This is a genomic window from Pseudomonas sp. GW822-FHT04H02, from assembly GCF_058800645.1.
On sequence record NZ_JBXAMM010000004.1, the window covers coordinates 955,076 to 976,922 of the forward strand.

Here is a 21,847-nt window from a genome sequence, read left to right on the forward strand (position 1 = left end):
CTACCTCGCCTAAGAAATTATTTTTTCAAGATCATCGGGAGATAAACGTTTGAGGGCCTCCAAAGATTTAGCCAATTCATCCTGCAGTGAAGAAGTTGTCTGCCGCAGGGCCTGAACCTTCTCGACAAAGGCCGCGAGGCTCTCCGCGCCGAACAGCGACTTGATGGGCATATCCACGCCAAACTGCTGCTTGACCCGAGTCACCACCTGAGCCACCAACAGGGAGTGGCCGCCCAGCTCGAAGAAGTTGTCGCTCATGCCCACCCGATCCAGCTTCAGCACATCGGCCCAGATCGCCGCGATCTGCTGCTCCAGTTCGCTCTGCGGCGCCACGTAGACTTGCTGCATCTGCTGGGCGTCGACCTTGGGCAGGGCATTGCGATCGAGCTTGCCGTTGGGGGTCAGCGGCAACGCTTCGAGGAACAGCAGGTAGGCCGGCACCATGTAGTCCGGCACGTGTTCCTTGAGTGCCGTCTTGAGGCTTTCGCGCAGGGCGGCCTGGGCTTCCCCTGCCACCGCCATAGCGGCGTCGCTCGGCACGATATAGGCCACCAGTTGCTGGCCGTTTTCGCTGTCATGGGCCAGGACAAAGGCTTCACGCACCGCCGCCTGCTGCACCAGCCGCGCTTCGATTTCACCCAGCTCGATACGGAAACCGCGGATCTTCACCTGATGGTCGATACGGCCGATGTACTCGATCACCTCATCGGCGCGGTAACGGGTCAGGTCGCCGGTGCGGTACACCCGGCCACCGTCGCTGGAAAACGGATTGGGCACGAACTTCTCGGCGGTCAGCCCTGGGCGCGCCAGGTATCCGCGAGTCACCCCTGCGCCGGCCAGATACAGCTCGCCGGCACTGCCCACCGGCACTGGTTGCAGGTCCGGGCTGAGGATGTAGCTCTGGGTATTGCTGATGGCCCGGCCGATATTGGCCTGGCCGCCGGCCTCGCGCCGGGTGTAGGTCGAGTAGGTGGTGTCTTCCGAAGGGCCGTACAGGTCGTAGACATGCACCAGCCCGGGCTGCTGGTAGAGGCTATCCACCAGGGCCTGTTTCAGCGGCTCACCCGCCAGGTTGATGATCCGCACGCTGGGCGGAATCTGCCCGCTGCGGTGCAGCGCGGCAATCGCCGAAGGCACGGTATTGATCAAGCGCACCCGGTCGCGGTCCGCCAGCTCCGGCAGTTCCAGGGCGTTGCGGGCCAGGACGATGGAACCGCCGCTGGACAGGGTGACAAACAGCTCCCACACCGACAGGTCGAAGCAGATCGAAGTCGAGGCCAGCACCCCTTGCAGGTCGTCAGTGCTGTACACCCGGTTCGACCAGTCGATCAGCGCCAGCACGTTGCGATGGGCAATCGCCACGCCCTTGGGCAGGCCGGTGGAACCGGAGGTGTAGATCACATAGGCCAGGTTGTCCGGGGTCGCGCGTGGCGCCGGGTCGTCTGTCGAGTAGCCATCCAGCCAGCCTGGCCGGGCATCCAGTTGCAGGGTCTGCAAGGACTCCACGGACGGCAGCAGCGACAGCAAGGCGCTTTCGGTCAACAGGATCTGCGCCTGACTGTCGCGCAGCATGTGGGCTAGACGGTCCTGGGGATAATCCGGGTCCAGTGGCACATAGGCGCCACCGGCCTTGAGCACCGCCAGCAGCGCCACGACCATTTCCGGGGTGCGCTGCAAGGCCACGCCCACCCGCACTTCAGGCCCCACGCCCAGCTCGATCAGCTTGTGCGCCAGGCGGTTGGCCCGGGCATTGAGTTCCCGGTAGCTCAGGCGCTGGCCAGCGAACAACAGGGCCTCGGCCTCCGGGCTTTTCAGTGCTTGTGCTTCCACCAACTGCTGCACGCAACCATCGCTGGGGAACTCACCGGTGGCCGGGGTCCACTCGTGCAGCAACTGGTGCTGCTCGGCAGCGCCCAGCAGCGGCAGGTCCCCCAGGCGCTGGCGTGGCTGCTGGACAATGCCCTGCAGCAACTGCACCCAGGACTGGGCCAGACGCTCGATGGTGGACGCCTCGAACAGGTCGGTGGCGTAGGTCAGGGAGGCCCAGAGGCGGTCCCCGGACTCGAAGGTAACCAGGCTCAGATCGAACTGGGTCGTGCTGTCCTCGCCACTGAGCATCTGCACCTGCAACCCTGGAACCTCCAGGGTTGCAGCGTCCTGGCGGGCGGCCGCCTGGTGGTTGAACATCACCTGGAACAGCGGGCTGTAGCTCAGGCTGCGCTCCGGCTTGAGGGCTTCCACCAGTTGTTCGAAGGGCAGGTCCTGATGCTCCTGGGCCTCCAGCGCGGCTCTTTTGACCTGACTTAGAAAGTCGCTGAAGCTCAGTTGCCCGTCGACTTCAGCCTTGAGCACCTGGGTATTGACGAAGAAGCCGATCAGGCGCTCGGTCTCCACCCGGTTGCGGTTGGCGGTGGGCACCCCGACGCGGATGTCCGCCTGACCGCTGTAGCGGTGCAGCAGGACCTGGAACGAGGCCAGCAACAGCATGAACAGCGTGACCCCTTCGCGCTGGGCCAGCTGTTTCAGGGCCCCCGGCAAGGCGCCATCCAGGCTGATGCCATGGCGCGCGCCCTTGTGGCTTTGCTGCAACGGCCGCGGATGGTCCAGGGGCAAATCCAGAACCTGAGCGCCGCCTTCCAGTTGCTGCAACCAGTAATCCAGTTGCCGCTCGCGCTCACCGGCTTCCATCCACTGGCGTTGCCAGGCCGCGTAGTCCGCGTACTGCACCGCCAGCGCCGGCAACTCGGCCTCCTGCCCCTGGCTATGGGCGCCATAGAGCCGGATCAGTTCCTCCACCATCAACTGCATCGACCAGCCATCGGAAACGATGTGGTGCTGGACCAGCACCAGCACATGCTCGTCCTCCGCCAGGCGCACCAGGGTGGCCCGCAGCAACGGCCCCTGGCGCAGGTCGAACGGCTGACGTACCTGGGTGTCGATGACCTGCTTGATCAAGTCATCGGTGTTGCCGGCCTCCACCAGCAGGGACAAGTCTTGCTGGCTGATGGGCAAGCGGGCCTGGGCCGCGATCACCTGGGTCAGGCCCCGGGCGCTCTCGACAAAGTGCGTGCGCAAGCTTTCATGGCGGGTGATCAAGGCATCGAAACTGCTTTGCAGGGCCCGGCTATCCAGCGAGCCGCGCAGGCGCAGGGCCATGGGGATGTGATAGGCGCTGCTGTCGGGGTCCAGCTGCCAGAGGAACCACTGGCGTTCCTGGGCATAGGACACCGCCAGCGGCTGCTGCCGGTCCACCAGGGGAATCGGCTGGAGTGGCTGGGCAGTTTCCGGGCCCAGCAGGCGGACGAAATCTTCCAGCGACTCGCCTTCGAACAACAGCTTGAGGGGGGCCTCGATGCCCAGCTCCTGGCGGATGCGCGACATCACCTGGGTAGCCAGCAGCGAATGGCCGCCGAGCTCGAAGAAGTTATCGGTCAAGCCGACCTTTTCCAGTTTCAGCACCTGGGCCCAGATCCCGGCCACTTGCTGTTCGCGCTCGCTGCGCGGGGCCACGTGGGCCTGCTGCAACAGGCTGCCGTCGATGGCCGGCAAGGCAGCGCGATTGAGCTTGCCGTTGGCGGTCAGGGGCAGCGCCTGGAGGAACAGCACATGGGCCGGAACCATGTAGCCCGGCAGGTGCTCGCGCAGCCCGGCCTTGATGGCGTCGCGCAGGGGCAGTTGCTCGGCAAGCGGGTCCTGGCCGTTCCAGTCCAGGCCGGCGGGCACCACGTAGGCCACCAGTTGCGGGCCATCGGGACCTTCCGGGGCCAGCACCACCGCCTCGCGCACCGCAGGCAACTCCAGCAGCCGCGCTTCGATCTCCCCCAGCTCGATGCGGAAACCGCGGATCTTCACCTGGTGGTCGATACGGCCGATGTAGCCGATCGAACCGTCGGCCTGATAACGCGCCAGATCGCCGGTACGGTAGAGCCGCCCACCAGCCTCGCCAAACGGGTCCGGGACAAACCGCGCCGCACTCAAGTCGCCGCGGTTCAGGTAGCCCCAGGCCAGCCCGGCACGCCCGACATAGAGTTCACCGATGCAGCCCTTGGGCACCGGTTGCAGGTTGCTGTCCAGCAAATACCAGGACATGTCGGGGATCAGCTCGCCAATCGGGCTGGCCCCCGCCAGGCTCAGGTCCGCCACGGACAAGGGACGGTAGGTCACGTGCACCGTGGTTTCGGTGATGCCATACATGTTCACCAACTGCGGGCGCTGATCGCCGAAACGCTGGAACCAGGGTTGCAGGGTATTGACCTCCAGGGCCTCGCCACCGAACACGATGTAGCGCAACCGGTGCGCAGGCTCGGCGCTGCAGGCCACGTGCATCAACTGGCGGAACGCCGACGGCGTCTGGTTGAGCACCGTCACGCCCTCGCTGCAGAGCAGCGGGTAGAAGTCCTGGGCCGAGCGCGCCACCTCCTGGGGGACGATCAGCAGCCGCCCGCCATACAGCAGGGCACCGAAGATCTCCCACACCGAGAAGTCGAACGCATAGGAGTGGAACAGGCTCCAGACATCCTCGGCGCCGAACTGGAACCACTGCTCGGTGGCCGCGAACAGGCGCAGGACGTTGTGGTGTGGCTGCAAGGTGCCCTTGGGCTTGCCGGTGGAACCGGAGGTGTAGATCACGTAGGCCAGGTCTTCGGGCGTCACCCCGACCTCGGGGTTGTCGACCCGGTAGCCGTCCAGGGGTTGCTCCAGCAACCAGGTACTGCCGGCAAACGCCGGCAAGCCCTGCAGCAGATGCTCCTGGGTCAGCAGCAATGCGATGGCGCTGTCCTGCATCATGTGCTGCAGGCGGTCCTGGGGATAGGCCGGGTCCAGCGGCACGTAGGCGCCGCCGGCCTTGAGGATCGCCAGCAGGCCGATGACCATCTCCAGGCTGCGCTCCACCGCCAGCCCCACCAGCACATTGGGCCCCACGCCCTGCTCGATGAGCTTGTGCGCCAGGCGATTGGCCCGTTCGTTGAGCTGCTGGTAGTCCAGGCTCTGCCCGGCGAAGGTCAGGGCAATGGCCTGGGGCGCCCTGGCGGCCTGGGCCTCGATGAGCTGATGGACGCAGGCCCGGGAAGGGAATGCCTGCTGCTGCCGGTTCCACTGGTCGAGGATCTGCGCCCGCTCATCAGCCTCGAGCAAGGGCAACAGGCCGATGCGCTGCTGTGGCTGGCTGGCCACGCTTTGCAGCAACTGGCGCCAATGGGCGGCCAGGCGCTCGATGGTGGCGGCGTCGAACACATCGGTGGCATAGATCAGGGACGCGGCGATCCGGCCCTGGGTTTCCACGGTGTCCAGGGTCAGGTCGAACTGCGCCGACTGCCCCTGGGCGTCCAGGGCCTCGATGCTCAGGCCAGGCAGGTTCAGGGGTTTGCCTGCGCCCGCCGCTTCCACCTGGTGATTGAACATCACCTGGAACAGCGGGTTGTGGCTCAGGCTGCGCTCCGGCTGCAAGGCCTCTACCAACTGCTCGAACGGCAGGTCCTGGTGCGCCTGCGCCGCCAGGGCGGTCTGGCGTACCTGCTGCAGCAACTGGCTGAAGGACATCTGCCCGTCGATCTCGGCCTTGAGCACCTGGGTGTTGACGAAGAAGCCGATCAGGCGCTCGGTCTCGACCCGGTTGCGGTTGGCAATGGGCACACCGACGCGGATATCGGCCTGGCCGCTGTAGCGGTGCAGCAGGGTCTGGAAAGAGGCCAGCAACAGCATGAACAGGGTCACCCCTTCCCGCTGGGCCAGGCTGCCCAGGGCTTCACTCAAGGGCTGCTCCAGGGTCAGCTCCAGGCGCCCGCCCCGATGGCTCTGCACCACGGGGCGCGGGCGATCCAGAGGCAGTTCGAGCAAGGGTTGCTCGCCGCCCAGTTGCGCTGTCCAGTAGGCCAGTTGCCGGTCCTTTTCACCGGCCTCCATCCAGTGGCGCTGCCAGAGGGCGTAATCGGCATACTGGATCGGCAGCGCCGGCAACGACGCCGTCTGCCCTTGGCAGAAACCGATGTAGAGCGCGATCAGTTCATCCACCATGACCTGCATCGACCAGCCATCGGAGACGATGTGGTGCTGGGTCAGGACCAGCACATGGTCATCCTCGGCCACCTGCAACAGGCCGACCCTGAGCAACGGCCCGGCCAGCAGATCGAACAGCTGCCGGGTCTGGGCCTGGACGAAGTCCTGCACGGCCGCATTGATCTGCTGCTGGCTCGCCTGGGCCGGCAGTGCCTGGCGCACCAGCTCCAGGCGCGCCTCGGGGGCGACCACCTGCAGCGCCGTGTCGGCCTCCTCGACGAAATGCGTGCGCAGGCTTTCATGCCGGGCGATCAGGCTGTCGAAGCTGCGCTGCAAGGCCTCGACATTCAGTTTCCCGCGCAGACGCAGGGCCTTGGGAATGTGATAGGCCGTGCTCTCGGGCGCCAGTTGCCAGAGGAACCACTGGCGTTGCTGGGCATAGGACAGCGGCAGGCGCTCCTGGCTCAGGCGCACCTCGGGAATCGGCAGGTTGGCCGGGGAGATGCCCTGTTCGAGCATCTTCTGCAGGTAGACCTTGCGCTTCTCCAGGGGCAGCAGGATGAAGCCTTTGACAATTTTCAGCGCGGTGGTGTTGTCCATTACACAGCCTCCATTTCGTCGAGCAACAGTTCCAGCGCACTCAGGTCGGCGCCTTGCACCTGGCCGGGCGCCTGTTGCAACTGGCTGACGAACAGCCCCAGGGTGGGAAATTCAAACGCCATCTGCACACTGACCTGGCGCCCAAGCTTGAGCTGGACTCGAGAGACCATCGCGGTTACCAACAAGGAATGCCCACCTAGTTCAAAGAAGTTATCGTTCATGCCCACTTGCTCGACCTCCAGCACCTGGGCCCAGATCGCCGCGACCTGCTGTTCCAGTTCGCTCTGTGGGGCGATGTAGGCCTGCTGCAACAGGCTGGCGTCGGCCTTGGGCAGGGCCTTGCGGTCCAGCTTGCCGTTGGGGCTCAGCGGCAGGGCCTCAAGGAACAGCAGGTGCGCCGGCAGCATGTAGTCCGGCAGCACCTCCTTGAGGGCCGCTTTGAGTTGCTCGCGCACCTGTGCCTGCTGTTCCGGGCTCTCTACCGCCACGCCCGCGGCCGCCACTACGTAGGCCACCAGCTGTGGACCACCGGCCGCCTCCTGGGCCAGCACCACGGCTTCGCGCACCAGTGGCAACTCCAGCAGCCGCGCCTCGATCTCGCCCATTTCGATGCGGAAACCGCGGATCTTCACCTGGTGGTCGATGCGCCCGGCGTACTCGATCACGCCCTCGGCGTCATAGCGGGCCAGATCGCCGGAGCGGTACAGGCGACCGCCATCGCTGCTGAACGGATCGGGAATGAAACGCTCGGCAGTCAGGCCTGGGCGGTCGTGGTAACCCCGGGCCAGCAGCTCGCCCCCGATCATCAGCTCGCCGGTGGCGCCGCTGAGGGTCAGGTTGCCGCTGTTGTCCAGCAAGTAGATGGAGCGGCCCGGCAAGCCCTTGCCCAGCGGTATCTGGCTCGGCAAGGCTTGCCCGTCCTGCAGGTAACGGCTGCAGTCATGGGCGGTAACGCTCACCGTGGCCTCGGTCGGCCCGTAGGTGTTGAGCAGGCAGGCGTGTTTCAGGCCGGCCTTCTTCCACGCCGCCACGCCTTCTGCCGGCATGGCTTCGCCCCCCAGGTTGAGCTGGCGCAGGCGGCCAAAGTCGCGGGGTTCGCGGCTGGCGAAGTCCTTGCCCAGCATGAACCAGTAGGCGGTGCTCAGATCGACGATGCTGATGCCCTGCTCGATCAGCTCGCGGTAGAAGGTTTCGCTGTCCCACAGCGCCTTGCCGCGAATCACCACCGAGGCGCCACAGATCAGCGCCGGGTACAGCTGTTCGACAAAGGCGTCGAAGTTGAAGGTGGAGAACTGCAGGCCACGGTCTGCCGCGCTCATGTTGAAGTAGTCCCGGGAAACCTGGGCGTGCTGGGTCAAGGCGCGGTGGCTGATATCCACACCCTTGGGCCGGCCGGTGGAACCGGAGGTGTACATCACATAGGCCAGGTTGTCGGCCTGGGCCCGCGGCGCTGGATTGTTCAGGGAGTAGCCGTCCAGGCCCTGCTGATCCAGGCACAGGTGGGGTACCTCCACCCCGTCGCGCAGGCGTTCCAGCAGCGGCGACTGGGTCAGCAGCAGCTGGATGCCGCTGTCCTGCATCATGTAGTGCAGGCGCTCCTGGGGGTATTCGGGGTCCAGCGGCACATAGGCGCCACCGGCCTTGAGCACCGCCAGCAGGCCGACAAGCATGTCCAGCCCGCGCTCCACGGCAATGCCCACCCGCACATCCGGGCCCACGCCCTGCTCGATCAACGCATGGGCCAACTGGTTGGCCCGCTGGTTGAACTGGCCATAGCTCAGTTGCTGGCCGGCGCACAGCAGCGCCACGGCATCCGCAGTGCGTGCGGCCTGGGCCTCGATCAACTGCTGGACGCAGAGCGGCGACAGGTCTCGCGCCGGAGTACGGCTGCGTTGCTCCTCGATCAAGCGGCGCTCGGTAGTGCCAGTCAACGCCAACTCGCCGATGCTCGACTGCGGCTGCTCCACCAGCGCCAATAACATCTGCTCCAGGTAGCCCGCCAGTTGCCGGATGTTCGCCTCGGCGAAATGCTCCAGGGCATAGCTGTAGTCGAACGCCAGGGTCTGCCCCAGGTACACCGACAGGGTCAGCGGGTAGTTGGTCTGCTCATGGTTGGCCGCCATGCCGAAGCTCAACTGCGCCGGTGCACCTTGGGCCAGGGCCTCGGACACCGGGTAGTTCTCGAACACCAGGATATTGTCGAACAGCGCCTCGCCCCCCAGGCCCGCCCAGCGCTGCACGTCGTACAGCGGCGTGTGTTCGAAGTCGCGCAGGGCCAGGTTGCGTTCCTGCACCAGTTGCAGCCAGTCACTGACCGGCATGTCCGGGCGCGGCGCAGCCACGACCGGCAGCGTGTTGATGAACAGGCCGATCTGTTGCTCCACGCCCTTGAGCTCCGCCGGGCGCCCGGACACGGTGGCACCGAACACCACGCTGTCCTGCCCGGTGTAGCGTTGCAGCAGCAACAGCCACGCGGCTTGCACCAGGGTGTTGACCGTGACCTTCTGCTGGCGGGCGAACTCGCTCAAGCGTTGCGTCTGTTGCAGGTCCAGGTGCTGTTGATGGGCGGCGTAGCCCTTGCCGGCCAGGGCCTGGCCACCGCGGCTGATGGCCTGGGCCAGACGGGTTGGCTCATCCAGGACCGCCAGTTGCTGCTTCCAGAAGGTCTCGCTGAGCTGGGCGTCCTGGCGTTGCAGCCAGGCGATGTAGTCGCGGTAGCGCCCGGGCGCATGGCTCGCGAACTGCCCCGCATAGCGTTGCAGTACTTCCCCGAGCAGCCGTGAGTTGCTCCAGCCGTCCATCAGGATGTGGTGGTTGGTGTAGATCAGGTGGTAACGCTGCTCGCCAGTGCGCACCAGGGTCAGGCGCAGCAGGGGCGCGGCCAGCAGGTCGAAACCACGCAGGCGCTCTTCTTCGGCCAAGCCATCCAGGGCGGCCGGCACGGCCTCGTTCGCCCGCCAGTCATGCTCGACAAAGTCCAGGCGGATACGCTTGTGCACCACCTGGATCGGCGCCGGCAGCTCGCCCTGCCAGAGGAAGCCGCTGCGCAGGATGTCATGGCTGTCGATGGCCGCCTGCCAGGCCTGGCGGAAGCGCTCGGGTACGAGCCCGTCCACATCCACCCGCAGTTGGTTGATGTAGTCGCCCGCGCCCTGCTCGTAGAGGGTGTGGAACAGCATGCCCTGTTGCATCGGCGACAGCGGATAGAGGTCCTCGACCTCGGCCAGGGCCAGTGGCAACTGGTCCAGTTGCTGTTGGTTCAGGCCCGCCAGCGGGAAGTCCGACGGGGTTACCCCACGGTGCTCGGGCTGGCTGCAATGCTCGATCAGCGCCTTGAGTTCCCGGGCGTAGTCATCCGCCAGGTGCTCGATGGTGGCGGTATCGAACATCGCCTGGCTGAAGGTCCAGCCCAGCTTCAATTGGCCGCCATAGACCTGGCCATTGATGCTCAGCCAGTTGCCCAGCGGAGCCTGGGCGCCTTGATCGTCACCCTTGGCTTCGGCGCTGGGGGCAAACCAGGCATCCGGCTCATCGAAGCTGCCATCGAACTGGCCCAGGTAGTTGAAGGTGATGCGTGGCACCGCCAATGCCGCGAGGGTCTGTTGCGCCGCTTCGTCCCCCAGGTAGCGCAGGGCACCAAAGCCGATGCCCTTGTTGGGCACGGCCCGCAGCTGTTCCTTGATGAGCTTGATCGAGTCGGCCAGGGCCGGCTGCGGCGTCAGCTTCACCGGGAACACGCTGGTGAACCAGCCCACGGTGCGGCTCAGGTCGATGCTGTCGAACAGCTCTTCGCGGCCGTGGCCTTCCAGTTGCACCAGGGCGCTGCTGTCGCCGGTCCAGCGGGTAATGACCCGGGCCAGGGCGGTGAGCAGCAGATCGTTGATCTGGGTGCGATAGGCCGCCGGCGCATCCTGCAACAGGCGCTGGGTATAGCTTGGGTCCAGCTCGGTGCTGACACTCCTGGCATCCTTGATCACCACCTGATCCGTTGCCCGGTCGCAGGGCAGGCCCGACTCCACGTCCTGCAACTGCGCCTGCCAGTAACCCAGCTCTTGCTGCAGCGCCGCGCTGCGGGCATAGGCTTGCAACTGGCCGGCCCAGGCCTGGGAAGAGCTGGTCTTGGCCGGCAGCTTGATGGTTTGCCCGGCGGCCTGCTGTACCAGGGCCTGATGCAGGTCCTCCAGCAGTACCCGCCAGGACACCCCGTCCACCACCAGGTGATGGATGGCCAGCAGCAGGCGCTGGGTGCCATCACGCAACGTGAAGAGCACGGCACGCAACAAAGGCCCCTGTTGCAGATCGAGGCTGCGTTGCGCGGTATCGCACAGGGCCTGCAACGAATCTTCAGTGGCGTCGTCCGCCAGCCACAGCAGCGCATCGGCCTGCGTCGCCGCCAACGGTGCCGCAGTCACCTGCCCCAGCGGGGCATAAGTCGCGACCCAGGCTGCGCCTTCTTCGACAAACTTCAGGCGCAGGCCGTCGTGGTGTTCGAGCAAGGCTTGCAAGCCCTGCTGCAGTGCCTCGGCACTCAGAGCCTTCAGCGGCTTGAGCAGCACCGACTGGTTCCAGTGATGCCGTTCCGGTACCGGGGTGTCGAAGAACCACTGCTGGATCGGCAGCAGCGGCATTTGCCCACGCACCGGGCCCTGGTCGATCTGCAAACCGCCCTCGCCCTGCTCCGCCACCGTGGCCAGCCCCTGCACCGTCTGGTGCTGGAACAGGTCCTTGGGGGTGAAGCGGATACCGGCCTGCCGGGCACGGCTGACCACCTGGATCGAGATGATCGAGTCGCCACCCAGCTCGAAGAAGTTGTCGGTGACGCCCACCTGCTCAAGCTTCAGCACATCGGCCCAGATCGCCGCAATCTGTTGTTCCAGCGGGTTCTGCGGCGCGACGTAGGTCTGCTGCATCAGCTGCGCATCGACTTTCGGCAGCGACTTGCGATCCAGCTTGCCGTTCGGCGTCAGCGGCAGCGCTTCGAGGAACAGCAGGTAAGTGGGCACCATGTAGTCCGGCAGGCTCTCGCGCAGGCGAGCCTTGATGCTCTCGCGCAACTGCGCCTGGCGCTCGTTACTCGACGCCACCTCGGCGTCCACCGGCACGATGTAGCCCACCAGCTGCTGGCCGCTCGGCCCTGGCTGGGCGATCACCGCCACTTCCAGCACCGGGTCCTGTTCCAGCAGGCGCGCTTCGATCTCGCCCAGCTCGATACGGAAGCCCCGCACCTTCACCTGATGGTCGACACGGCCTACGTACTCCACCAAGCCATCTGTGCGATAGCGGGTCAGGTCGCCGCTGCGGTACAGCCGGGCGCCGGTGGTGCTGTAGGGGTCAGGGATAAAACGCTCGGCCGTCAGCCCCGGACGATCCAGGTAACCCCGGGCCACGCCCAGGCCGCCCAGGTACAGCTCGCCGGCCACGCCAACCGGCAAAAGGTTGAGGTTGGCATCGGCCACATAGGCGCTGCGGTTGCCAACGATATTGCCGATAGGCGCATAGGCCGCGTCGCACGGATCGCCCGCCTTGGCCTTCCAGATCAAAGGAGTCACCACGGTTTCAGTCGGGCCGTAGCCGTTGAAGATGTACTTGGGCCGCAGCACTCGCCACGCCAAATCGTAACTGGCCTGGGGCACTGCATCGCCACCAAAGCAGTACACCCGCACCGCCGGCGGGTTGCCGTCACGCTCGGCGTGTACTGCCAGTTGTTGCAGGTACACCGGCGGGAACACGCCCACGGTGACGCCGTAGCGGTGCATCTGTTCGTAGGTGAATTCCGGCGACCACAGGCTGTCATCACGGATCAGCACGCTGGCGCCGTAGATCAGCGGGTGCATCCAGCCTTCATGGGAGCCGTCGAAGGCGAAGGACATGAAGTGCAACTCGCAATCCGCCGGGCTCATTTCATAACGTTCGCCGGTGGCCAGGCTGTGCATGGCCAATGGACCATGGGACACCGCAACGCCCTTGGGCAAGCCGGTGGAACCGGAGGTGTAGATCACATAGGCGAGGTTTTCCTCGGCCAGATCCACCTGCGGACTGGTCACAGGGTAAGCCGCAAAATCGGCCGCGCCTTCGACGCTGAGGGTCGGCAGCCCCTCAGGAATCGGCAAGCGATCCAGCAGATGGTTCTGGGTCAGCAGCAGCCACGCGCCGCTGTCCTGCATCATGTAGCGCAGACGGTCCTGGGGGTATTCGATATCCAGCGGCACATAAACCCCACCGGCCTTGAGCACGGCAAGGAAGGCCACCATGATTTCCGCGCAACGCGGCATGGCGATGGCCACCCGCACTTCCGGGCCAACGCCCAGTTCGATCAACTTGTGCGCCAGCTGGTTGGCTTGAGTATCCAGCTCGCGATAGCTCAGGCGCTGCTCGGCGAAGAACACCGCCGGGGCATCCGGCGCCTTGGCCGCCTGATCGGCAAACAGCTGGTGAACAAAACGCTCGGTCGGGTAGACCACATCGGTGTGGTCCCACTCCTGGCGAATGCGGCGCTGCTCGTCCTGGCCCAGCATCGGCAGCTCGCCCAGGGCTTGCTGCGGTTCAAGCATGCCTTGCAGCAGATTGCGCCAGTGATCGGCAAGGCTCTGGACGGTGGAGACCTCGAACAATTCGCCGGCATAGATGAACGAAGCGTTGATCCCGGCGTCGGTCTCCAGGGTTTCCAGGGTCAGGTCAAATTGCGCGGTACCGCCCTGCAGGACCATTTCCTCGGCTTGCAGGCCCGGCAGGCTGGTGCCGTCGGTGCTTTCCCCGGCAATGCTCAGGTGGTTGTACATCACCTGGAACAACGGGTTCTGGTCCAGCGCACGCTGGGGCTTGAGGGCATCCACCAGACGATCGAACGGCAGGTCCTGATGGGCCTGGGCGGCCAGGGCCGTGGCCTTGACCTGACGCAGCAACTGCCCCACCGGCAGGCTCGGCGCCAGCTCGACGCGCATCACCAGGGTGTTGACGAAGAAGCCCATCACCCCTTCCATTTCCTGGTGGCGGCGATTACTCACCGGCACTCCGATGCGGATATCCGGCTGATCGGAGTAACGGTGCAGCAGCAACGCGAACGACCCCAGGAACAGCTGGAACAGGGTCATGTCATGTTCCCGCGCCACTCGCCGCAGCCCTTGCTCCAGGTCCGCCGGCAGGCGCAGGCCCAGGCGTTCCTGGCGGTGGGAGACCAACGCCTGGCGTGGATGATCCAGAGGCAGCTCCAGAACCGGATGCTCCAGCCCCAGTTGCTGGCGCCAGTAATCCAGCTGGCGCTGTTGCTCGCCCTGCTCCAGCCAGCTGCGATGCCAGTTGGCGTAGTCGGCGTACTGCACGCTCAACGGCTCGAACTGCGGTGCCTGCCCCTGGATCAAGCCGCGGTACAGCGCGACGAATTCCCGGGCCAGCACACTCATGGAGGCGCCATCGGAAATGATGTGGTGCAAGGTCACCACCAGCAGGTAATCGCGCTCGGCGATCTGCAGCACCCGGGCCCGGCACAGGGGCCCGCGCTCCAGATCGAACAGTTGCTGGGTCTCCTCCAGGGCGCGGGCCTGGACGGCTTCGCGGGGTAGGCCCGGCGTCAATCGCTCCCAGGCCACGCTGATCGCGCCCTGTGCATGCACCACCTGGCACAGGCGTTCCTGATGCTGGGTGAAGGTGGTGCGGAACGCTTCATGGCGCTGGGCCAGGGCATCGAAGGTCTGCTGCAAGGCAGCCTGGTCCAGTTCCCCCTGCAAACGGACCACGATCGGCGTGTGGTAGGCGGTGCTCTGCGGATGCATCTGCCAGAACAGCCATTGCCGCTGCTGGGCATGGGAGGCCGGCAAGGGCCCATCACGCTCCAGTACCTCGATCTGCGGCAGTGCCGCGGCGCCCGCGCAGGCCTGTACCTGTTCGACGAATTCGTCCAGGCGCGAGGTTTCGAACAGCACCCGCAGCGGCACGTCCGCCCCCAGCAGGCGACGCACCCGGGACATGATCTGGGTTGCCAGCAATGAATGGCCACCCAGGGCGAAGAAGTTGTCGCCTAGGCCCACCCGCTCGACCTTGAGCACCGCCTGCCAGATCGCCGCGATGCCCTGCTGCAGCTCGCTGACCGGGGCCACAAAGGCCTCCACCGGCGCCTGCTGCTGCAACGGCGGCAAGGCCCGCAGGTCGAGCTTGCCGTTGGGGGTCAAGGGCATGCCGGCCAACGCCAGGAAATGCATGGGCAGCATGTAGTCGGGCAAGGCCACCGCCAGTTGCCGGCGGATCTCCTGCCACGCCGCCTCCGGTTCCTGAGCCTTGGCCAGTACCACATAGGCCGCCACTTGCGACTCGCCCGCCACACTGACCACCTGTGCCACGGCGTCTTCGACCTGGGGCAACTGCTTGAGGGCCGCGGTGATTTCCCCCAGCTCGATACGGTAACCGCGGATCTTCACCTGATGGTCGATGCGGCCCAGGTAGTCGATAACCCCGCCGTCCAGATAGCGCGCCAGGTCACCGGTGCGGTACAGGCGCTGCCCGTCGCCGCTGAAGGGGTCCGGCACAAAGCGCTCGGCGGTCAAGGCCGCGCGCTGGTGGTAACCCCGCGCCAGGCCGGCGCCACCCAGGTACAGCTCGGCCGGAGTGCCGGGCGCCACCGGTTGCAAGGATGCATCCAGCACCCGCGCACGGACGTTGGCCAGCGGCAGGCCCAGGGGCACCACCGCCCGCTCGTCCGCCAGCGCAGCGGCGGCCATGGTCAGGGCGCCGACCGTGGTTTCCGTGGGGCCGTAGTGGTTGAACACCGCGCACTCTGGCGCCAGGGTCGCGATCCTGCGGACCAGAGCCACCGGGCAGGCCTCGCCGCCCAGCACCAGGCACTGGCGCGGCAGGGAACGGGCCGGTTCTTCGCCACTCATCAGCGCCTGCAAATGCGACGGGACGATCTTCAATACATCAATCTGGTGGGTGTGCAGGTAGGCGCCGAAGGCGTCGGCGTCCAACCCGGTATCCAGGTCGATCACGTGCAGGCAACTGCCGGAGCACAGGGCGCCGAACAGCGTGGTGTGGCCAAGATCCGCGGCGATGGTCGAGACCACGGCCATAGTGCGCGCAGCCCCCAGCGGCAGGCGCTGGATGATCGCCTGCACATAGTTGGCCAGGGCTCCGTGGGTGATGCTCACGCCTTTGGCGGCACCGGTGGAGCCGGAGGTGTAGATCGAATAGGCCAGGTTCCCGGCAGCCATCCCGGGCAAGGCTGCCAGCGGATCGCTGTCCGGCGCCCAGGCCTGTGCCTGATCCAGCAACAGCACCTCGACCCGGGCCGCCACCGGCAGCCGCGGCTGCACCGCCGTCTCGCTCAGCAGCAGGCGTACGCCGCTGTCTTCAAGCATGTAGCTCAAGCGCTGTTCGGGGTATTGCGGGTCCAGGGGCACATAGGCACCGCCGGCCTTGAGCACCGCCAACAGGCCCAGCACCATCTCCAGGGAACGCTCCACAGCGATACCCACCGGCACTTCCGGCCCCACGCCACGCGCCACCAGCGCTGCGGCCAGACGGCTGGCACGCAGGTCCAGCTCGCGGTAGCTCAGGCACTGCCCGGCGAATACCAGGGCCGGTGCTTCGGGCTGCGTGGCGACCTGGCGGGCAAAGAGTTCGAGCACCGATTCGGCGCTGAACACCTCTTCTGCGCCAGCCCCCTGGGCCAGGAAGCCCCGGTGCTGCTGGGCACTGAGCAGCGGCAGTTCGGCAAGCGCCGACTGCGGCTCGCGCACCATCGCCCACAACAGGTTCTGCCAGTGGCCGGCCATGCGCTCGATGGTCTGCGCTTCGAACAACTGGCAGTCGTAGGTGAAGGCGGCCTGCAACTGGCCACCGCGTTCGAAAGTGTCCAGGGTCAAGTCGAACTGCACCGTGCGCTCGTTGCGCGGCAAGGCCTGCACTTGCAGCCCGGAGCGGCTGTGCAAGGTGGTCAGTTCGGTGACCTGGGGCTGGTGGTTGTACAGCACCTGGAACAGCGGGCTGTGGCTCAGGCTGCGCTCCAGGTGCAGGGCTTCCACCAGGCGCTCGAAGGGCAGGTCCTGATGGGCCTGGGCGCCCAGGGTAGTCTCGCGGATATCGGCCAGCAGTTGCTGCACTGTCAATTGCGGGCTCAGTGCGGTACGCAGTACCTGGGTGTTGACGAAGAAACCGATCAGCCCCTCGGCTTCCTGGCGCGTGCGGTTGGCGATGGGCACGCCGACCCGGATGTCCTGCTGGCCGCTGTAGCGCGATAGCAGCAGCTTGAAGCCGGCCAACAGCACGGCAAACAGGGTCACCCCCTGCTGGCGCGCCAGGGCGCCCAGTTGCTGGGCCAGGGGTTGTTCCAGGGCAAAATCCAGGCGGCGCCCCTGGCGGCTGGAATGGGCCGGCCGCGGATGGTCGGTGGGCAGTTTCAGCGGCGGATGCTCGTCACCCAGCTTGGCCCGCCAGTAGTCCAGTTGCCGCTCCTGCTCCCCTGCCTCCAGCCAGCTGCGCTGCCACAGTGCGTAGTCGCGGTACTGGATCGGCAGCGCCGGGACGTTCGGCACCTCACCCTGGAGCAGGCTGTCGTAGGCGTGCAGGAATTCTTCGATCAAGACCCCCATCGACCAGCCATCCGCGACGATATGGTGCAGGGTCAGCAGCATCACGTGCTCCTGTTCGCCCAGGCCCAGTACGCAGACCCGCAGCAACGGCCCCTGTTGCAGATCGAAGGGCCGGCGCGCTTCGGCGTCGGCCAGCTGTTGCACCCTGGTTTCGCGCTGCGCCGGGTCGAGGTCGCAGAGCTCCCGATAATCGATGTCGACCCGCGCCTCCTGGATCACCTGCCGAGGCTCATCGTCCTCCAGGGCAAAGACCGTGCGCAGGCTCTCATGCCGCTCCAGCAGCCAGTCGAAGGCCTGCGCCAGCACTGCCCGGTCCAGCGGCCCGCTCAGGCGGACCGCGTTGGGCAGGTTGTAGGCCGCGCTCTGCGGATCCAGTTGCCAGAGAAACCACATGCGCTGCTGCGCATAGGACAGGGCCTGGCGATCAGGCACCGCAACCCCCGCCGGAATCGGCAGCAGAGAGAAGTCGACGCCTTCCTTGTCCAGAGCCTTCAAGAACAGCCGGCGCTTTTCCAGCGGCAGTTCAATGAATCTGCGGGCGAGCTTCAAGGAGTCTTCTGCATTCATCGGGAGTCATCCGTACTTACTTGTTGGGTATCGAGCATTGGCTCGGTCATCCCTACGGAACGGATGAAGGCCGGGGAAAATTAACCCCGCACAGCGCCAGAACAACCCGCTTGCGGGCCCCTCAGGGTGATTGGGCAGGCGCCGCCAGCAGTAAATCACCCCGCTCATCCTTCGTTCCTTCCTTATCCTCCCCTTGCAGCAGGTACCCGCCCATGTCTTCCGCTCAATCGCTGACCGGCCTCCTCACCCAAGGCTTGCGCAAACTGACCGGCATCGACCGGTCCAGGCCAAAGGGCTACCGGGTAATCAACGTCGAGCTCAAGCAGCGCATCCACCTCAGCCCGTCCATGGCCCGCCTGGTGTTCACCGGCGAGGACATCGCCCAGGCGCGTACCCTGGCACCGGACCAGCGCATCAAGCTGCTGTTTCCCGGGGCCGATGGCACGCCCTCGCAACTGCCGGTGGAAGGCGACTGGCAAGCGGCCCGGCGCAAGCTGCCGGCCGAGCAGCAACCGCCAATGCGCACCTACACCATTCGCGCCCTGCGCCTGCAGCCTGCGCAAATGGATGTGGATTTCGTCCTGCACGGGGTCAACGGCCCGGCCTCCGCCTGGGCCACCCATGCCCGGCCCGGCGACCGCCTGCAGATGGTGGTGCCGAACAAGGCCTACAGCGGCGACCCCGGTGGTTATGAATGGCTGCCGCCGGCGGGGATCCGCAAGGTGCTGTTGATGGGCGATGAAACCGCGCTGCCGGCGATTGCCGGCATTCTGGAAGAACTGCAGGGTTATCCGGACCATCCGGATGTGCAGGCGTTTATCGAAGTGCCCTATGAAAGCGATTGCATCGACCTGCGCTGCCACCCGCTGGCGCGGATCAACTGGTTGCCCCGGGACCTGCTGGGCGCACGCCATGGCGAAACCCTGATCCATGCCGCCCGGGAGCTGGCCGAACTGCCACCGGCCAACAGCCAGCGCCGGCCGATCAAGGTTTCCGAACGCAACGACGAACAACGCCTCTGGGAAACCGCCCAACCGGCGGACAACGATTTCTACGCCTGGGTGGCCGGCGAGTCGGCCACGGTGATGAACATTCGCCGCCACCTGATCAACGAGCGCGGCCAGGAGCGTCGCAACCTGACCCTGATGGGCTACTGGCGCCTGGGCAGCTCCCTGGGTTGAGCCCCACCAACCGCCCCACCCTCTTCCCTGTAGCCGCTGCCGAGGCCGCGAAGCTGCACAAAGGCCCGCCGGACCTTGCTTGGCGATCGCCAGCCGAACCCCTGGCGAACCCGGGATTTTTGCGCCCCTGCGGGCCGTGCGCAGCCTGCGCCAGTGGCTACAGCAAGCGGGTGTGTAGCCGCTAGGAAACCGCGGCTACCGGTTGCAGGTGGCGGCGGCGATGCACCTCCAGATGGCCCTTGAGCAGGCTCAGCACCTTGGCCTCGTGCTCGTGGATGAAAAAGTGCCCGCCCGCCAGCATGTCCACCGAAAAACTGCCGTGGGTTTCCTTGCTCCAGCCGATCAGTTGCTCGGTGGTGGCGCGATCCGTCTTGCCGCCCAGCACATGCACCGGGCAATTGAGCAGTGGCCGTTGCACCGGGCGAAAGCGCCCGCACAAGAGAAAGTCGGCCCGCAGGATCGGCAAGGTCAGGCTCATCAGTTCCTGGTTGGCCAGCACTTCTTCACTGGTGCCGTTGAGGGTGCGCAACTGTTCGATCAGTTGCTCATCGGTCTTGGGCTCGGCAAACCCCCGGTCGTATTCGGTGCGCAGGGTCGGCGCAGCAGTGCCCGAGGCGAACAGCGCCACCGGCTCCGGGCACCCCAGGGCGCGCAGGGCATGGGCCAGTTCGCAGGCCAGCAAGGCGCCCAGGCTGTGGCCGAACAGGGCGTAAGGGGTGCGCAGCGTGCCCCGGATTTCCAGGGCAAGCTGCCGCGCCAGCTCGCGCATGTCGGTGTGCAGCGGCTCGGCATAACGGGCGCCACGCCCGGGCAGCTCCAGCGGTTGCAGGTGCAGCCACTGCGGCAGCTTGCGGCGCCAGCGGCTGTAGACCATGGCGCTGGCGCCGGAATACGGCAGGCACAGCAGGTTCAACTGAGTCACGGTTATTCCCTCGACGGATGGACGCTAAAGAAACGCAGCACGAGGGGAACAAATTAGTCCACCGATCAGCTCAGCGCATGCGTCGATAGCTCTGCAACGCCGCCCCCAGTACCACCGCGCCGCCCGCCAGGGCCAGCCAGAAGCCGCTGCGGGCGCCGAACTGGTCCACCAGCGCTCCGGACCCCGCGGCCCCCAGGGCCACGCCGATGCTCAGGCCGGTGACCAGCCAGGTCAGGCCCTCGGTGAGCTTGGCCGGCGGCACGCTGCGTTCCACCAGGGCCATCGCGACGATCAGGGTCGGCGAGAAAAACAGCCCGGCAACGAACACCGCCAGGGACAGGCCGAGGATGTTGCTCGCCAGCAGCAGCGGCAAGGTGGTCAGCGCCGTGGCGATGCCGCCGTACATGAACAGCCGGGGCAAGGGCGTGGCCAGTTTCAGGGCGCCAAAGGCGATGCCCGCCAGGCATGAGCCGATGGCGTACACCGAGAGCACGATGCTCGCCGCCGCCGGCTGCCCCTGTTGCTGGGCGAAAGCCACGCTGACCACGTCCACCACCCCGACGATGGTGCCCATGGCGGTCATCAGCAACAGCAGCAGGCGGATTTCCACCGAACGAATGATCGAGCCAGCGTGCCCTTCCTCATGGGGATGGACCGGCGGCTCGGTGCTCTTCTGCATGACGAACACACTGACCCCCAGCACCAGCATCAGCAGCGCCGCCAGGGGCCCGGCTTCGGGAAACAGGCCGACGCTGAGGCCCACCGACAAGGGCGGGCCGACAATAAAGCAGACCTCATCGAGCACCGACTCCAGGGCATAGGCGGTCTGCAGCTGCGGCTGGCCGCGGTACAGCTCGGTCCAGCGGGCACGGACCATGGCCGACATGCTGGGCATGCAGCCGGCCAGGGCGGCGCAGAGGAACAGGGTCCAGTGCGGGGCCTGCAAGCGGGTGCACAGCAGCAGGGCCAGCAGCGCCCCGCCCCCCAGGCCGGCGGCCAGGGGCAATATCCGGCTCTGGCCGTAACGGTCCACCAGGCGCGATACCTGGGGCGCGCAGAACGCCGTGGCCAGGGCGAACGTCGCCGCCACCGAGCCGGCCAGGGCGTACCCGCCGTGCAGTTGAGCCAGCATGGTGATCAGGCCGATGCCGGTCATGGAGATCGGCATGCGCGCGATCATCCCGGCCAGCACAAAGGCCCGGCTGCCGGGGGCCTTGAACAGTTCGCGGTAGGGGTTTGCCATTTACAACGACTCCTTGGGGGGCTGCAACTTGCCACAAAGGGCAGGCACAGTAGAAACACATACGCCTCGTATGTTAAAAATCATGTAAACATACGCCTCGTATGTCAACCCGCCATTTGTTGGAGAACTGTGTCCATGAGCAGCCGCCCACGCGCCGCGATGATCGAGCAAACCCGCGCCAGGCTGATTGCCAGCGCGCGCCAGGCCTTTGCCCGCCTGGGCTACGCCAAGACCTCGATGGACGACCTGACCGCCGAAGCCGGGCTGACCCGGGGCGCGCTGTATCACCACTTCGGTGACAAGCAGGGGTTGCTGGCGGCGGTGGTGGAGCAGATCGACAGTGAAATGGATGAGCGCCTGGAGGCCATTTCCGCAGCGGCCAGTGATCCCTGGCAAGGCTTTGCCCAGCGCTGCCGGGCCTACCTGGAAATGGCCCAGGAAGCCGAAATCCGCCGCATCGTCCTGCAGGATGCCCGGGCCGTACTGGGGCAACGGCAGCCAGCCGAGGAACACTGCATCGACTCCCTCAGCCGCCGCCTGCAAGCGCTGGTCGAAGCCGGGCTGATCACGCCCGCGCCGAGCCAGGCCCTGGCGCGCCTGATCAACGGCAGCCTGGTGGACGCGGCGCTGTGGATCGCCGCCGCCGAGCAGCCCGGGCAACGCCTGCAACAAGCCCTGCAAGCGCTTGAGCTGCTGCTGCGCGGGCTGCAACCACCGCGCTGAACTGAACTCCTGAACCGCGTCCGGGGTCAGCACA

The 21,847-nt window shown here is 66.1% G+C and carries 6 protein-coding genes; 2 read left to right on the forward strand and 4 right to left on the reverse strand.

What is annotated here, in order from left to right:
• Positions 1–9: 9 nt before the first annotated feature.
• Positions 10–6,597, reverse strand: coding sequence for an amino acid adenylation domain-containing protein (locus AC1RMG_RS21675; RefSeq protein ID WP_493170219.1), 6,588 nt, complete (start codon positions 6,595–6,597; stop codon positions 10–12).
• Complete coding sequence (locus tag AC1RMG_RS21680) at positions 6,597–17,744, reverse strand: non-ribosomal peptide synthase/polyketide synthase (RefSeq protein WP_493170221.1); 11,148 nt, start codon at positions 17,742–17,744, stop codon at positions 6,597–6,599. Before AC1RMG_RS21680 ends, AC1RMG_RS21675 begins: the two co-directional genes overlap by 1 nt.
• A gap of 212 nt (positions 17,745–17,956) precedes the next feature.
• Here AC1RMG_RS21680 and AC1RMG_RS21685 point away from each other — a divergent pair, with 212 nt between their 5' ends.
• Positions 17,957–18,925, forward strand: a complete 969-nt coding sequence (locus AC1RMG_RS21685; RefSeq protein WP_015636427.1) for a siderophore-interacting protein — start codon at positions 17,957–17,959, stop codon at positions 18,923–18,925.
• 181 nt (positions 18,926–19,106) lie between these two features.
• Here AC1RMG_RS21685 and AC1RMG_RS21690 read toward each other — a convergent pair whose 3' ends face one another.
• Together AC1RMG_RS21690 and AC1RMG_RS21695 are read right to left on the reverse strand one after the other, a co-directional pair.
• Positions 19,107–19,847: a thioesterase II family protein gene (locus AC1RMG_RS21690; RefSeq protein ID WP_015636428.1), complete on the reverse strand. Its 741-nt coding sequence runs from the start codon at positions 19,845–19,847 to the stop codon at positions 19,107–19,109.
• Between the two features lie 70 nt (positions 19,848–19,917).
• Positions 19,918–21,090 (reverse strand): MFS transporter, encoded by a 1,173-nt coding sequence (locus tag AC1RMG_RS21695; RefSeq protein WP_011062379.1) that lies wholly within the window; start codon positions 21,088–21,090, stop codon positions 19,918–19,920.
• A 135-nt stretch (positions 21,091–21,225) separates the two neighbouring features.
• Between AC1RMG_RS21695 and AC1RMG_RS21700 the strand changes: the two genes are divergently transcribed.
• On the forward strand, positions 21,226–21,813 hold the full coding sequence (locus AC1RMG_RS21700) for a TetR/AcrR family transcriptional regulator (RefSeq protein WP_011062380.1): 588 nt from the start codon (positions 21,226–21,228) through the stop codon (positions 21,811–21,813).
• The last annotated feature ends 34 nt before the right edge of the window (positions 21,814–21,847 follow it).

Coding starts and splice junctions, on each gene's coding strand:
- AC1RMG_RS21685 (WP_015636427.1), top strand. CDS start 17,957: ATGTCTTCCGCTCAATCGCTGACCGGCCTCCTCACCCAAGGCTTGCGC.
- AC1RMG_RS21680 (WP_493170221.1), bottom strand. CDS start 17,744: ATGAATGCAGAAGACTCCTTGAAGCTCGCCCGCAGATTCATTGAACTG.
- AC1RMG_RS21675 (WP_493170219.1), bottom strand. CDS start 6,597: ATGGACAACACCACCGCGCTGAAAATTGTCAAAGGCTTCATCCTGCTG.
- AC1RMG_RS21700 (WP_011062380.1), top strand. CDS start 21,226: ATGAGCAGCCGCCCACGCGCCGCGATGATCGAGCAAACCCGCGCCAGG.
- AC1RMG_RS21695 (WP_011062379.1), bottom strand. CDS start 21,090: ATGGCAAACCCCTACCGCGAACTGTTCAAGGCCCCCGGCAGCCGGGCC.